The sequence below is a fragment of the Brucella pecoris genome (assembly GCF_006376675.1).
In the GTDB taxonomy this organism is placed as follows: domain Bacteria; phylum Pseudomonadota; class Alphaproteobacteria; order Rhizobiales; family Rhizobiaceae; genus Brucella; species Brucella pecoris.
This window is the reverse complement of the sequence record NZ_VEWK01000002.1, coordinates 132,639-147,592: the sequence shown is the minus strand read 5'-3', so window position 1 is coordinate 147,592 and position 14,954 is coordinate 132,639. Positions and strand designations below refer to the sequence as shown.

Below are 14,954 nucleotides of genomic sequence, written 5' to 3'. Positions count from 1 at the left end.
TTTTGCGGGTTTAAGCGTTGTCGTGCGACACGCAAAGACAAGCAGAATGAGAAAAGTGGTGCCCCCAGAGAGACTCGAACTCCCGACCCCCTGATTACAAATCAGGTGCTCTACCAACTGAGCTATAAGGGCACTTGCGCCCGATTAGCACAAATGCAGCGGCTGTAAAACGAAAATTCATCGCAAGCAGGTCATGGCAACCGGGTTTTTCATGTGATAGCCAATAGTGGGTTGGGGAAACAGTGGCAAACTTGTCAGAGTTGGGCCGGATTCGGGACTGTAAATATGGAAGATAAATCGCTCGCGCTTCATTTTCTGTCATCAGGAACCGAAGAATCACTTTTGGCTCAAAAGGAGCTCGTGGCCCGCTATGGCCATGTGGCTGCCGAGGACGCCGATATCATCGTGGCGCTTGGCGGCGATGGAACCATGCTTCAGGCACTTCGCGACTTCATGAACAGCGGTACGCCGATCTACGGTATGAATCGGGGGTCTGTCGGCTTCCTGATGAACGAGTTCAGCGTGGACGATCTGCCGGAACGTATTCTGGCTGCGCAAATGGAAACCATTCGCCCGCTTGTGATGGTCGCAGAAACCGAATCCGGACAATCGTTCGAGGCTTTGGCGATCAACGAAGTTTCCCTTTTCCGCCAGTCCTATCAGGCCGCCAAGATCAGAATAACGATTGACGGCAAGGTGCGGTTGAACGAACTCGTTTGCGATGGCGTTATGGTCGCGACGCCTGCAGGTTCCACCGCTTATAATCTTTCGGCGCAAGGCCCCATTCTGCCGCTTGAAGCGCCGCTTCTGGCGCTGACACCGGTGAGCCCGTTTCGTCCACGCCGGTGGGGTGGGGCGCTTCTGCCAAAGCATGTGACTGTTCGTATGGATCTGCTGGAAACCGAAAAACGCCCGGTCAATGCGGTCGCTGACAATAACGAGGTTAAATCGGTCAAGTCTGTAACCGTACGGGAAGCGCCGAACAGCCAGGTCGCCATCCTCTTCGACCGAAATCATTCCTGGGACGAGCGCATCCTGACAGAACAGTTCAGGCATTAGTTGCAGCATATAAGTGGCGGGTAAATTCAGCTAGGCAAATGCTCTTTAGCTTTTGATAATTTGAGTAAATTTGTTCAAGTTCCGCATTGATTTCGATTGTTGCAGCACAATCGAAGCAATTTGATATCTTTCGATGGTATTTTAGTTGACTTTTGCACGCTGTGGACGTACGCGATGCTGCAAGATAACGCATATTGCGTTGCAGACACCTTATTCTGCCTTGGTTCCTGCGCCCGATGACGCGGCCGCAATGACAGGATGGGTGGAAATCATTTCCAAACCAGAGAGCTGCGCCTCCATTGACGACATTTGCCGAACTCGGTCTTTCCCCGAAAGTGCTCGCTGCTGTAGAAGCGGCGGGATATACTGCGCCCACACCCATTCAGGCGGGAGCTATTCCTCCGGCACTTGAACGCAAGGACGTTCTTGGTATCGCGCAGACGGGAACCGGAAAGACCGCGTCTTTCGTGCTTCCGATGCTCACGCTTCTGGAAAAGGGCCGGGCGCGGGCGCGCATGCCACGTACGCTCATCCTGGAGCCGACCCGCGAACTCGCAGCGCAGGTCGAGGAAAATTTCACCAAGTATGGTGTCAATCATCGGCTGAACGTGGCGCTTCTGATTGGCGGCGTTTCGTTTGATGAACAGGAACGCAAGCTGGAACGGGGCGCCGATGTCCTCATCGCGACGCCTGGCCGTATGCTCGATCATTTCGAACGCGGAAAGCTGCTCCTGACCGGTGTTGAAATTCTCGTCATCGACGAGGCAGACCGTATGCTCGACATGGGTTTCATCCCGGACATCGAACGCATCTGCAAGCTCATTCCGTTTACACGTCAGACCCTGTTTTTCTCGGCCACCATGCCGCCGGAAATCACCAAGCTGACCGAACAGTTCCTGCATTCGCCAACGCGCATCGAAGTTGCGAAAGCGTCGTCCACAGCCAAGACCGTGACCCAGCGTCTGGTCAAGTCCAGCAAGAAGGACTGGGACAAGCGTGCGGTTCTGCGCGATCTCATCCGCGCGGAAGGCGATACGCTCAAGAATGCGATCATCTTCTGCAATCGCAAGAAGGATGTGTCCGAGCTGTTTCGCTCGCTGACCCGTCATGAGTTCGACGCTGGCGCTTTGCATGGCGATATGGATCAACGTGCTCGCATGACCATGCTTGCCAACTTCAAGGACGGCAAACTGCGCTTGCTTGTAGCATCTGATGTCGCTGCACGCGGTCTCGACATTCCAGATGTGAGTCACGTTTTCAATTTTGATGTTCCGATCCATTCGGAAGACTACGTTCACCGCATCGGCCGTACCGGTCGCGCGGGACGCTCCGGCAAGGCTTTCACCATTGTAACGCCTTCGGATACAAAATATCTGGCTGCTATCGAAAACATGATTGGCGAAAAGATCGAATGGCAGGACGGTGATCTGTCGACGCTGCCAGCCTCCGACGAGGCGGATGAGCCGCGCAAGGGCAGAAATGCTCGTGGCAAAGGCAAGGATGCCAAGGGCAAGGAAAAGTCGAAGGACAAGGCACATGCCAAGCCTGTCGAAACTATTGATCCTGCCGAACAGCCGCAGCCGGTGATCGAAGCCAGTGATCGCCGTGATTCGATCCGCACTTCGAATGACGAGCGCCGCGGCAGGCCTCAGCATGAACAGAAGCGCCGTCGTGATCGTGACGATGACGGTCCGACACCTGTTGGCTTCGGTAACGATATTCCGGCCTTTATGCTGATTCCGACCGGGGTCTAACGGAAGAAGTACTGAAATGAACCATCGGCTGCAGGCTAGTGGATTGAATTTGACGTTTGAATCCCGACCAACTGAAACGCTGTTTCAAACGTCAAATTCGAAAAATCCACTCGATTCATAAACTTGCTAGTGGTCTTTTTGATTCCGACCTTTGTCCGACGCCAGTAACCGAGGGATGCAAATGTCGGAATCAGACCACTAGCGCTTCGCAGCCGATTTCTTTTTGGGCCCGGTTTTCTCACTGCGTAAAGCGGCATCGTAGGCAAGCCGTGCCCAGCGCGTCATCACTTCCGGGTCATCGAAAGCTTCGCTCGGCACGCTCCAATAAGGCATGGCGATTGGATCCCCACCTTTGCGACCTTCATAGGTCCATTGGTTTGCACCAGCGTCGAGAAATTCTGGAATGGTTATTTCGTCAGCCTTGAAAAGAAGTTCGTTACGGACGGCGAGCGCAAAAATCAGGCCTTGGTGATAAATACCCTTACCGCCGAACATGCGCCGGATACTGATAGGGCCAAAATCCTGCAACAGATCGCGAAGAGCTTCGTCATCCATTGGCGAAGAACCTTTTCTGAAGCGCATCCTGAAATGTGAAACGGTTTTCCGAACAAGATGCGCGTAAAACAGGAGATGCTCTAGGCTACGCCTTGCATATCGCGAAGGCTTTCAGGAGAGGCAGCCTGGATTTCGACGGATTCGCCACAACCGCAAGCCGATGTCTGGTTGGGATTATTAAAGACAAAACCCGTCCGTAGCGTCGTCACTTCGAAATCCATCTGGGTTCCAAGCAGAAAAAGAACCGCTTCCGGTGCGATGAAAACATGGGCACCGTCCTTCTCGATCACATCGTCACCGGCTTTGGCCTCTGTGACGAGATCAATGGTATATTCCATTCCGGCGCAGCCGCCTTTTTTCACACCTACCCGGATACCAAGCGCGCCATCCCGCGATGCGATAATCTCGCGAACGCGATCAGCAGCTTTATCAGTTAGCGTCATGACTGCGAAACGGCCCATTTTTCTCTTCCGGTGTCGTGCTGGCATATGGACGGAGAATCGTCCATTCTTGTCGCAACAGGCTGAGTTTCCTCTGCGATTGCCACGTTTTCACTATAGTTAGTGTTGTAACATCATTACTGCAATACACCAAATTGGGAACGCACATGACGCGCTCCGCAAAAAGTTTGCTAGGAAGAGGAGAAGCGAATGTCGAATGACCGGATGAAACCTCTCATGCTGGCTGCTGTGATCGGCTTTCTGAGTACGGGGGTGGCGGGCCTTTCAGTCGGAAGCGCCATGGCGCAAAATCCACAGAAGGCTGCGCCCGAAGAGACTCCCAGAAACGTTCAGGAGAAGCATGATAATGCTTCCGAGCCTGTAGAAGAAACCAAGCCTTCCGAGCAGACTCAGGATGCCGCCGGAGGTGTGACGGTCCCGGACTATCGCGATGATCGTTCCACACCGCAGGCGCTGATTGAGTCCTATTACAATGCGATCAATCGCAAGGAATATAGCAGGGCCTACGGCTATTATTCCGAGGAGGGACGAGAACCGGATTTCAAGACCTTCGTAAAGGGCTATGAGACTACCAAGAGCGTGAAGGTCGCGCTGCGGAAGACCGATCCCGATCCGGGGGCAGGCCAGATCTATTGGAGTCAGCCCCTGGCTATAGAAGCTGAGACGACGGACGGAAAGAAAGTCGTCTTTACAGGCTGCTACACGATTCATCTCACAAATCCAGGCATGCAGGAAGAACCACCGTTCAAGCCGATGCAGATCATGACGGGGTCTTTGACCAAGTCGCCGCTGGAACTGGAAAAGAGTGTGCCGGAGACGTGTGAAGCGCCCTAGTGGATTGAATTTGACGTTTGAATCCCGACGAACTGAAACGCTGTTTCAAACGTCAAATTCGAAAAATCCACTCGATTCACAAACTTGCTAGTGGTCTTTTTGATTCCGACATTTGTCCGACGCCAGTAACCGAGGGATGCAAATGTCGGAATCAGACCACTAGGAGGCGATTGAAAAATAGTCCTTGACCTTGCCACGATGGGAAGCTCCATCTTAGCGTCACACCCAATAGGAGTGACTAAATTGATGAAGTTTTCCGTTCCCAAGATGAAATGCGGTGGTTGTGCCGATAACATTACCGTCGCGCTGCGTAAACTCGATGCAACGGCACCAATCGAAATCGATCTCGACAGGAAAGAGGTGGAGTTCGGGGGCACTGTTCCACAGGACGCTGTGCTTTCCGCATTGGCCGCAGCCGGATATCCGGCAACGAACGCCCAATAATCTGATTTCGCAAATGTGATTTCAGAGACGCTTGTATCAATGTGCCACAAAAGCTAGAGCGCATCCCGAAAGTGTGAAGCGGTTTCGGGATGCGTTTTTTTGAATACGCGTCAAGATGCCGGGAAGCCGTGGGCTTTCCGGCATCTTGTATTCCGAACCGGTAATCAATGCGGGTATCAGTGAGCATAAATGCCGCAAACGCTGTGTTTCATTGACTGGACCCGCGATTTTTGCCACATCAACGGCAAATCTCGTTTATGGTGCTCTGGCAGCGAGAAACGGATTTGAACCGCTCATCAGGAAGACGCGGATCAATCTTGGCTGACAGGCGCTGATGGCATGAAACATCGCATTCCGCGACAAGGAAGGGTTTAGGGCTATGGCAGCCGATTTCCAGGAACTTCGCACAAAGATGGTCGACAATCAGATCCGTACGACGGACGTAACCGATCTGGCGGTTATCGATGCTTTCCTGACCGTCCCGCGCGAGGCTTTTGTTCCCGCCGCCCGTCAGGTTCTTGCCTATATCGATGAAGACCAGCTTCTTGAAAGCGAAGGCAAGCAGCCTCGCTATCTTATGGAGCCGTCGCCTTTCGCGAAGCTCGTGCAGCTTGCCCGGATCAAGGAGACCGACGTGGTTCTCGATGTCGGCTGCGGCACTGGATATTCTGCTGCTATTCTCTCCAAGCTGTCCGGCTCGGTTATCGGTCTGGAAAATGATTCCGTATTATCCGCCGCTGCCACCGCCCGTCTCGCCGAATTGGGCTATGACAATGTTGTGATCGTTTCAGGTGAACTGCAGGCAGGTTATCCATCAGAAGCCCCTTACGATGTGATCGTCATCGAAGGCGCTGTCGATTTCGTTCCGGACGCTCTTCTCAGCCAGCTTAAGGACGGCGGACGCCTCGTCGCCGTTGAAGGCCGCGGGAACGCCGGAGTTGCGCGGATCTACGTTAAGGAAAATGGTGTTGCATCGGGACGCGGTGTGTTCAACACTGCGGTTCGTCCGCTACCGGGATTCGAGCGCATTCCACAGTTCGAGTTTTAATTTTAGCGGATGATACAATTCTGCAACGCTGCGGAATTTGTTTGTGCAAGCTCTGGCGGGGGCAATAGAAATAACCGAATTTAGAGGTTATTAGGTTTTGCCCGAACCGATCGGTTCGATAGTTGGATTCGTTTGTTCTTAAAATGAGGTACCCGGTGTTCAAAACGTGCAAAGGACTGGTAGCGGCCGCAGCATTGTTGTCTGGCACCATCTTAACGGGGCAGGCGGCGTTCTCGGAGACGTTAACCGGCGCTCTCGTGAAAGCCTACAAGAACAATGCTAACCTGAATTATTCCCGCGCAGGGGTCCGTGTCACGGACGAAGGTGTCGCAATCGCCAAGTCCGGTTATCGCCCGCAGATTACCGGTTCCTATAACGTAGGGCATGGCAAGACACCTTCAAGTCGGGGATATCGTACGACAGGCACGTTCGGCATTGAGCTGAACCAGATGCTGTTCGATGGGTTTCAAACCAAGAACAATGTCGCTGCAGCAGAAACACAGGTCTTCGCTCAGCGCGAAAATCTCCGCAACGAAGAGCAAAACAGACTCTATGAGGCGGTGACCGCTTACATGGATGTTTATCAGTTTCGCCAGATTGCGGTACTGCGTGAACGTAACCTTGCAGCCCTGAACGAACAGGTTCGTGCTGCTCGCGCTCGCCTTGATGTTGGTGAAGGTACGCGTACAGACGTTGCACAGGCAGATGCAAGCCGTTCGACCGCTGTGGCTGCGCTGAATTCAGCCCGTGCAGACGTCAAATCTGCTGAAGCAACCTATGTGCAGGTTGTCGGCGTTCAGCCGGACAAGCTTGCAACGGCTGCTGCGGCCAAGAACCTGCCAAGCTCGCCAAATCAGGCCTTCAATATTGCGACGGCTGGGCATCCTGGCATTCTCGCGACGCAATATGCTGTCAACGCCGCTGGATATAACGTGAAGGCCAGAGAAGGCGCTTTGCTTCCTTCTGTCGGCCTTACGGCAAGTGCCAGCCGTCTCGATACCTATTCCGGTGAAGGCGGTTCGCAGACCGATGGTAACTCGGCGTCGATCGGTGTTGGTGTCAGCATTCCGATCTATACCGGTGGCCGTACTTCGGCTCAGGTTCGCCAGTCCAAGGAACAGCTCGGTCAGGCGCGCATCGAAGTTGATGTCGTTCGCGATCAGGTTCGTCAGGCTATCGGTTCGGCGTGGTCGCAGCTTGAAGCCGCTCGCGCGTCGGTCAAGGCAAACCGTGACGGCATCTCCGCCGCGCAGCTTGCTCTCGATGGCGTCATCGAAGAGCGCAAAGTCGGTCAGCGCACGACACTCGACGTTTTGAATGCGCAGAACGATCTGATTACCGCACAGATCGCTCTGGTCGAATCCGAGCGTAATGTGATTGTCGCCAGCTATGCTCTTCTGAATGCGACTGGCCGTATGACGGCAAGCCAGATGGGCTTGCAGGTTGCCGAGTACAAGCCGGAAGAACACTATAAGGCTGTCAAGGACAAGTGGTTCGGTCTGCGCACGCCGGACGGTCGCTGATCTTCTGAAAGCTAAACGGGAATTAAAAAGGCACCTTCGGGTGCCTTTCATTTGCCGCCGATTCGGAATTTCGCAGCACTATCAATTCTTAATAAATCCATAAAGCTGTGAGTTTGAACCATCGTGCCTTGGCCGGGGATTCTCAAACAGGAGATCGTCCGCTACCCTTAATCCATTGATTCTCTGTCTTTTGCAGACAATGTCGCAATACAGGAAAACGGATAGTAGCCATGGCACAGACATCCAGCGCAACACGTGAACCGTCGATGGAAGAAATTCTCGCGTCCATCCGCAGGATCATTGAAGATAGCGATGTCACCCGCCAGCCTCCGGCGGCGGCCTCTTCCGTTCGTGGAGAGGTTGCGGAGTTCCGTCGCCCTGTTCCGGAACAACCCGTTGTGCAGCCTGAAAAACCCGCAATGATGCGCAATGTGTTTCAGGACGAGCCGACATTGCGCGGTCCGATTGTCGAACCGTTGCAGGCAGCGCCCGAACTTGAAGGCGAAGCCGACGACGAGGAGGAAATTGTCCTCAATGCTCAAAACGATGATCGCTCCCAATCCGAGGCTACGTCGTCGTTGGAGCAACCCGCCGACATCGACATATCTCTGGAGGAAGTCGATCTGGCGGTTGAAGATGGAATTGCCGAGGCCGTCGATGCCTCGCTCGCACCGAAACTTGATACGGAAATAGAGCAGAAACCTGCCATTGCCGAGCAGGAGATTCCGGTTCAGGCAGAGATTGCAGCGCCGGTCGCAGAATCCTTTGCAAAGACACAGCCTATTGCCCACATGATGTCGCAGGTCGCCGAACGTCAGGTGGCTTCGGCATTTCAGGACTTGAACCACGCCGTTCGAGCCGAACCACGTCGCTCGTTCGACGATATCGCTGCGGAATTGTTACGCCCGATGCTGCAGGACTGGCTGGATAATAATCTGCCAACGCTCGTCGAGCGGCTTGTTCGGGAAGAGATCGAGCGCGTCGTGCGTGGCGACCGATAACCCGCATCAGGTTTTATTGAAATTTTACCCGTCTGTTCAGCAGGCGGGTTTTCACTTTTAAAATGACCAATGGTGGCGCTGTCACTTTTAAAGTGATTTGTCGCCTGTTAGTTGCTATTGAGCCTTCAATCCATTCATCGCGCATAAAGACCGGATAATTCCATGCTTGAGAAGACCTATGACGCCGCGGCGATAGAGCCGAAAATTGCTGAACGCTGGGAAGAAGCGGGTGCATTCAAGGCGGGTGCGGGCGCTAAGCCGGGGGCCGATCCGTTCGCAGTGGTTATTCCACCGCCGAACGTTACCGGATCGCTGCATATGGGCCACGCGCTCAACAACACGATTCAGGACATCATGGTTCGCTTCGAGCGCATGCGCGGCAAGAACGTGCTGTGGCAGCCTGGTATGGATCACGCGGGCATTGCTACGCAGATGGTCGTCGAACGCCAGTTGATGGAACGTCAGGAGCCGAACCGTCATGCCATGGGCCGTGAGAAGTTCATCGAGCGGGTCTGGCAGTGGAAGGCCGAATCCGGCGGCATGATTTCCAACCAGTTGCGCCGTCTTGGTGCTTCGTGCGACTGGTCGCGTGAGCGATTCACCATGGACGAGGGGCTGTCGCGCGCGGTTCTGGAGGTGTTTGTCTCGCTCTACAAGCAGGGACTCATTTATCGCGACAAGCGTCTGGTCAACTGGGATCCAAAGCTGCTGACGGCGATATCGGACATCGAGGTCGAATCGCGTGAAACGAAAGGCCATCTCTGGCATTTCCGTTATCCGCTTGAGAACGTTCCTTTCGATCCGGAAAACCCGCATACCTATATCGTCGTTGCGACGACGCGTCCGGAAACCATGCTGGGCGATACCGGTGTAGCAGTTAATCCGAAGGATGAGCGCTATCATGCTCTGGTTGGCAACGATGTCGTGCTGCCGCTTGTTGGTCGCCACATTCCAATCGTTGCCGACGATTATGCTGACCCGGAAGCCGGGTCCGGCGCCGTCAAGATCACGCCTGCGCACGACTTCAACGATTTCGAGGTTGGAAAGCGGAATGAGCTACGCGCTATCAACATTCTGACGACCGACGCATCGATAACGATCAAAGACAATGTGGATTTCCTCGAAGGGCTGCAACTGACGCCGGAGTTGAAGGCGCTTATCCACGAACTCGAAGGACAAGACCGCTTCGCAGCGCGCAAGCGCATCGTCGAACTGATGGACGAACGCGGCTATCTGGAAAAGATCGAGGATCACGCGCACGCGGTTCCTCATGGCGACCGTGGCGGCGTTCCGATTGAACCATATCTGACAGATCAGTGGTATGTGAATGCTGGCGAACTGGCCAAACCGGCAATGGCGGCAGTACGCGAAGGCAAGACGAAAATCGTCCCGGCAAACTGGGAAAAGACCTATTTCGACTGGATGGAAAACATTCAGCCATGGGCGGTTTCACGCCAGCTCTGGTGGGGACACCAGATACCGGCCTGGTACGGCCCGGACGGCCAGTACTTTGTCGAAAAAAGCGAAGAAGAAGCGAAAGCCGCCGCACGCGCTCACTATGGTGAAGATGTCACGCTTGAACGCGACACCGACGTTCTCGATACATGGTTCTCGTCGGCACTGTGGCCGTTCTCGACGCTCGGCTGGCCGGACAAGACGCCGGAACTCGCCACCTATTATCCAACCAGTGTTCTGGTTACGGGTTTCGATATTCTGTTCTTCTGGGTCGCCCGCATGATGATGATGGGCCTCCATTTCATGGAGGAAATCCCGTTCCATACGGTCTACCTGCATGCTCTGGTTCGCGACAAGCACGGCGCCAAGATGTCGAAGTCGAAAGGCAATGTCATCGATCCGCTGGAGCTGATGGATGAATATGGCGCCGACGCATTACGGTTCACCCTTGCTATCATGGCCGCTCAGGGCCGTGACGTTAAGCTCGATCCGGCACGCATTGCTGGCTATCGCAATTTTGGCACCAAGCTTTGGAATGCCACGCGTTTTGCCCAGATGAATGGCGTGAAGCTCGACGCTGGTTTCAAGCCGGAAAACGCCAAGCTTGCTGTCAATCGCTGGATTCTGACGGAGCTGACCAAGGCAACGCGAGCCGTGACGGAAGGTATCGACACCTATCGCTTCAATGAAGCCGCAGGTGCTGCCTATCGCTTTGTATGGAACCAGTTCTGCGATTGGTATCTGGAACTGCTGAAGCCGATCTTCATGGGTGATGATGAAGCCGCCAAGGCAGAGGCTCAGGCCACCGCAGCCTATTGTCTGGATCAGATCTACAAGCTCCTGCATCCATTCATGCCTTTCATGACGGAAGAGCTCTGGACTTTGACAGCAGCCGAGGGACAGAAGCGCGACACGGTGCTGGCACTTGCTGCATGGCCGGAATTGTCCTTCGAGGACGAGGAAGCCGCAGCCGACATCAACTGGCTCGTCGATCTCGTGACCGGCATTCGTTCGGTGCGCGCAGAAATGAACGTTCCAGCAGGCGCTATTGCCCCGGTCGTTGTTCTGGACGCCAATGCGACAAGCGTTGAGCGGTTTGCCCGACATGACGCAGCCATCAAGCGCCTTGCCCGCGTGGAAAGCGTCTCGTTTGAAGCACAGGCTCCTAAAGGCTCGGCGCAGATGCTGCTCGGTGAGGCGACGATCTGCATTCCGCTTGGCAATCTGATTGACCTTAAGGCGGAAGCTGCACGCCTCGCCAAGGAAGCAGGCAAGATTGCCGCCGAAATGGATCGTATCGAAAAGAAGCTTTCCAACGAGAAATTCGTTGCAAATGCGCGTGAAGACGTCGTTGAAGCAGAGCGTGAACGACTGATCGAGCTGAAAGAAGCGGCGCAGCGTGTGGCAACTGCCGAGTCACGCATACGTGATGCAGGCTGATTTGACCTAACGTCAAAAAGCATCCTGCCTCCGAATCAAACACCCGGCCGTGTGCATTTCACGGCCGGGTGTTTTTTTATCCGCAATGATAGAACTTCGGAGTGCTTCAATAGCTGGAGCGCTTGATCGAACTCCAATTTCGATTGTTTTTCTGCAATGTTGCGCTTTCGCAACAAGGCGAAAAATGGGCCGAAAATAGGCCAAATTAGGCATGTTTCGCTATGTGCTTGGTTGAATTCTTCTCATTAAATGGTGAGGTGCTTGATGTTTTAGCCATTTTCGACGAATGCGTCGAAAATCCGACAGTGCTAATCCAAGTTAATGGACCTTGCGGCCTGAATCCTTCCTGATTTACGTTTTCGTCAACGTTAATACTGATGCTCTGTGGGAGGACATTTATGAGTGTACAGCGCGTGAAAATGGCAGGAATGATCGCAGCTCTCCTCGGGAGCGCGGTTGCTGCTAATGCAGGTGGCTTCGAGCGTAGCTCGCAGGATTTCGATATTCTTTTCGAAAAAGGCAATGCCGTTGATACGACCGGCACTTATGTAGCCCCCCAGCGTAAGCTGAAGAATATCCATGGTTCGGCTATTGGTGCGATGTCAGGTGGAATAAACCCCATTACCCGAAAGCCATATGAAACTGAGGTTGATGAAGCCAAGAGCTATTGGGTCCCGAAAGCATCTGCAAAATTCGATTTGACCGATGATTTTGCCTGTGCAGCGCAATATCGGCAGCCTTGGGGAATTCATACCGACGTCGGTGTCGATACGGTTCGCATGTTTACGGCAATCGAACAGAAGATTTCCTCGCAGGATTACGGCGTGAACTGCTCGTACCGTTTTGCGGCTGGTGAAAAAAGCTACTTCCGCATTCTTGGTGGTGTCAGCTATCAGGAACTCCGGGGCGAACAGACCCGCATGATTCCGGGCATCGACCCAAGAAACAATCCGACGAATTTCCCGTTTCCCGGTCCGTTTCGTGTAGCATCTCTGGATGTAGAGGACGAAGCTGTGGGCTGGCGCCTCGGCGCTGCCTATGAAATTCCAGAATATGCGATGCGCGCGACGCTCGTTTATCAGTCCAAAGTTAAGTACAACCTTGAAGGTACGATTGATAATCTGGCGATTATCGGCGGACGTGCAGTCCCGATCAATGTTGAAAGCGATGTCGCGACACCACAGTCGGTTGAATTCAAGTTCCAGACTGGTATCGCTCCCGATTGGCTTGCTTTCGGCTCGGTCAAGTGGACTGATTGGTCATCCATAACTCACGTGGATTTCAACGCATCTGACAGCAATGTTGCTCCTAAGGGCAGGACGATCACCAGTTTGAATCTGTATTATCAGGATGGCTGGACGGTTAGCGGCGGCGTCGGCCACAAGCTCAACGAACAATGGTCGGTAGCAGGTACAGTAACCTGGGATCGCGGCACCAGCACGGGTCTGACATCACAGACCGATGTTTGGCTGTTTGGTCTTGGCACCAACTATAAGCCAAACGAACAGTTTGAAGTTCGTCTGGCAGGTGCGGCTGGTTGGCTGTCCTCTGGTGAGCTCGATGATACCGTTGTCGGCGGTAAGCCGAGCTTGACTGGTTCCAAGGGCGAATTCGGTAACGACTTTGTTGGTGGCCTGTCGCTCACGGCAAAGGTTAAGTTCTAAGCTTGATGCATGGGACATGAAAAAGCCCGGCATTGCCGGGCTTTTTTGTTGGAAACTGCTTGTCTCAGGACTGTTCAAGTCGCGCAAGCAATGAAGACGTGTCCCAGCGGTTGCCACCGATCTTCTGCACTTCCTTGTAGAACTGATCCACAAGCGCTGTGACAGGCAAAAGCGCGCCATTACGGTCAGCTTCCTCCAGGCAGATGCCAAGGTCCTTGCGCATCCAGTCAACGGCAAAGCCGAAATCATATTTGCCCTGATTCATGGTTCCGGTCCGGTTTTCCATCTGCCAGGAACCGGCGGCACCCTTCGAGATCACCGAGATCAGCTTTTCGATATCGAGACCGGCTTTCTTGCCGAAATGGATGCCTTCCGCCAGCCCTTGAACAAGACCTGCGATGCAGATCTGATTGACCATCTTCGCAAGCTGACCGGAGCCAACTGGTCCCATAAGACCAACCATGCGCGCATAAGCATCGATAACCGGTTGGGCGCGCTCGAAAACAGCTTCAGATGCACCGACCATGACGGTTAGCACCCCGTTCTCGGCCCCTGCCTGTCCACCAGAGACTGGCGCATCGATGAAATGAAAACCGCGCTTTTGCGCTTCGGCGTCCAGTTCACGGGCCACCTCGGCGGAGGCCGTCGTATTGTCGATGAAAATTGCATCCTTCTTCATGGTTGAGAAGGCTCCGTCATGGCCGATGGTCACGGAGCGAAGATCGTCATCATTGCCGACACAGGCGAAAACAAAATCCGCATCGCGTACAGCTTCGGCGGGTGTCGCCGCGAAGCTGCCGCCGAACTCCTTGGCCCACTTCTCGGCTTTTGCGGTTGTACGGTTATAAACCGTAACGTCGTGCCCACCTTTGTTCTTAAGGTGACCTGCCATCGGGTAACCCATGACGCCTAAGCCCAGAAAGGCGACTTTAGCGGGTGTCGTCATTCGTTTATTCCTCTGAATAGAGCGCAGCCCGAAAAGTGTGAAACGGTTTTCGGAAAAAATGCGCGTTAATGCAAATAGCTAGAGCGCCGATCTGATTCAGTCAGATCAAAACGCGCTCTAGCTGTAATGAATCAGGTGAGGGGCGTCATAACGGCTGCTTTATAGGCCGGGCGCTGCTTAAGGCGGTCATACCAGTCTTCAAGGTGAGGAAGAGAGGCGCGCGCGATTGGAAACTCGAACCATGCATAAGCATAACAGCCGACGGGAATGTCGCCGATACCGAAATTGTCGCCCGAGAACCAGGGTGAATTCTTGAGACCCTCATTGGCGATCTGCATCGATTGCGCAAGGCCATTCAGGCCTCGTTCCAAAATGGCTGGATCCCGTTCTGCTTCCGGCAGTCGGATCAAGTGCTTCATGACGTCGCTAAAATTGACGTAGAAGGACGCAGAGGCCCAATCCATCCACTTTTCGGCCTGAGCGCGTTTGGCTGGGTCTTCGATCCACAGCGTGCCTTTACCGTAAGCCGCAGCCAGATAGCGCGTGATAGTGTTGGATTCCCAAAGCACGGTGTCACCGTCTTCCAGCAATGGGATTAGTCCGTTGGGATTGCGGGCAAGGTAAACCGGATCTTTCAATCCGCCGAACTGGCCACCGACGTTTATCTGTTCGTATTCGAGATTAAGTTCCCGCGCTGTCCAGAGCGCTTTCTTCACATTCGTGGAATTGATACGACCCCAGATTTTCAGCATGACTCAACCTGTTGCATT

13 protein-coding genes and 1 tRNA gene are annotated in these 14,954 nt (G+C 53.9%); 9 read left to right on the top strand and 5 right to left on the bottom strand.

Annotated features, from left to right (window positions below; all coding sequences use genetic code 11):
- Positions 1–56 precede the first annotated feature (56 nt).
- A tRNA-Thr gene (locus FIB18_RS03940) sits at positions 57–132 on the bottom strand.
- A 153-nt stretch (positions 133–285) separates the two neighbouring features.
- Between FIB18_RS03940 and FIB18_RS03935 the strand changes: the two genes are divergently transcribed.
- Entirely contained in the window at positions 286–1,059 is a 774-nt protein-coding gene (locus FIB18_RS03935; RefSeq protein ID WP_140019533.1) for an NAD kinase, read from the top strand.
- A 299-nt stretch (positions 1,060–1,358) separates the two neighbouring features.
- On the top strand, positions 1,359–2,813 hold the full coding sequence (locus tag FIB18_RS03930) for a DEAD/DEAH box helicase (RefSeq protein WP_140019532.1): 1,455 nt from the start codon (positions 1,359–1,361) through the stop codon (positions 2,811–2,813).
- 198 nt (positions 2,814–3,011) lie between these two features.
- Here the strand turns inward: FIB18_RS03930 and FIB18_RS03925 are convergent, their stop codons facing one another.
- Positions 3,012–3,368 (bottom strand): TfoX/Sxy family protein, encoded by a 357-nt coding sequence (locus FIB18_RS03925; RefSeq protein ID WP_140019531.1) that lies wholly within the window; start codon positions 3,366–3,368, stop codon positions 3,012–3,014.
- A gap of 80 nt (positions 3,369–3,448) precedes the next feature.
- The gene (gene sufA, locus FIB18_RS03920; RefSeq protein ID WP_140019530.1) at positions 3,449–3,829 is read right to left on the bottom strand and encodes a Fe-S cluster assembly scaffold SufA; all 381 of its coding nucleotides are present in this window, start codon (positions 3,827–3,829) and stop codon (positions 3,449–3,451) included.
- 189 nt (positions 3,830–4,018) lie between these two features.
- Between sufA and FIB18_RS03915 the strand changes: the two genes are divergently transcribed.
- From FIB18_RS03915 to FIB18_RS03880, 7 genes are all read left to right on the top strand, one after another.
- Positions 4,019–4,663 carry a hypothetical protein gene (locus tag FIB18_RS03915; protein WP_140019529.1) on the top strand — a complete coding sequence of 215 codons (645 nt, stop codon included), beginning with the start codon at positions 4,019–4,021 and terminating at the stop codon, positions 4,661–4,663.
- Positions 4,664–4,906: 243 nt separating this feature from the next.
- Positions 4,907–5,107, top strand: coding sequence for a heavy-metal-associated domain-containing protein (locus tag FIB18_RS03910; protein ID WP_140019528.1), 201 nt, complete (start codon positions 4,907–4,909; stop codon positions 5,105–5,107).
- A gap of 379 nt (positions 5,108–5,486) precedes the next feature.
- Positions 5,487–6,155, top strand: a complete 669-nt coding sequence (locus FIB18_RS03900) for a protein-L-isoaspartate O-methyltransferase family protein (RefSeq protein ID WP_140019527.1) — start codon at positions 5,487–5,489, stop codon at positions 6,153–6,155.
- 143 nt (positions 6,156–6,298) lie between these two features.
- Positions 6,299–7,678, top strand: coding sequence for a TolC family outer membrane protein (locus FIB18_RS03895; protein WP_140019526.1), 1,380 nt, complete (start codon positions 6,299–6,301; stop codon positions 7,676–7,678).
- Positions 7,679–7,908: 230 nt separating this feature from the next.
- A complete protein-coding gene (locus tag FIB18_RS03890; protein WP_140019525.1) occupies positions 7,909–8,679 on the top strand; it encodes a PopZ family protein in 771 nt (256 codons plus the stop codon).
- A gap of 162 nt (positions 8,680–8,841) precedes the next feature.
- On the top strand, positions 8,842–11,574 hold the full coding sequence (locus FIB18_RS03885; RefSeq protein ID WP_140019524.1) for a valine--tRNA ligase: 2,733 nt from the start codon (positions 8,842–8,844) through the stop codon (positions 11,572–11,574).
- Between the two features lie 377 nt (positions 11,575–11,951).
- Entirely contained in the window at positions 11,952–13,238 is a 1,287-nt protein-coding gene (locus FIB18_RS03880) for an OmpP1/FadL family transporter (RefSeq protein ID WP_328596123.1), read from the top strand.
- A gap of 64 nt (positions 13,239–13,302) precedes the next feature.
- On the opposite strand, the gene FIB18_RS03875 is transcribed toward FIB18_RS03880, so the two are convergent.
- Both FIB18_RS03875 and FIB18_RS03870 read right to left on the bottom strand, forming a co-directional pair.
- Positions 13,303–14,184 (bottom strand): NAD(P)-dependent oxidoreductase, encoded by an 882-nt coding sequence (locus FIB18_RS03875; RefSeq protein WP_140019523.1) that lies wholly within the window; start codon positions 14,182–14,184, stop codon positions 13,303–13,305.
- A 131-nt stretch (positions 14,185–14,315) separates the two neighbouring features.
- Positions 14,316–14,936, bottom strand: coding sequence for a glutathione S-transferase family protein (locus tag FIB18_RS03870; protein WP_140019522.1), 621 nt, complete (start codon positions 14,934–14,936; stop codon positions 14,316–14,318).
- Between the last annotated feature and the right edge of the window lie 18 nt (positions 14,937–14,954).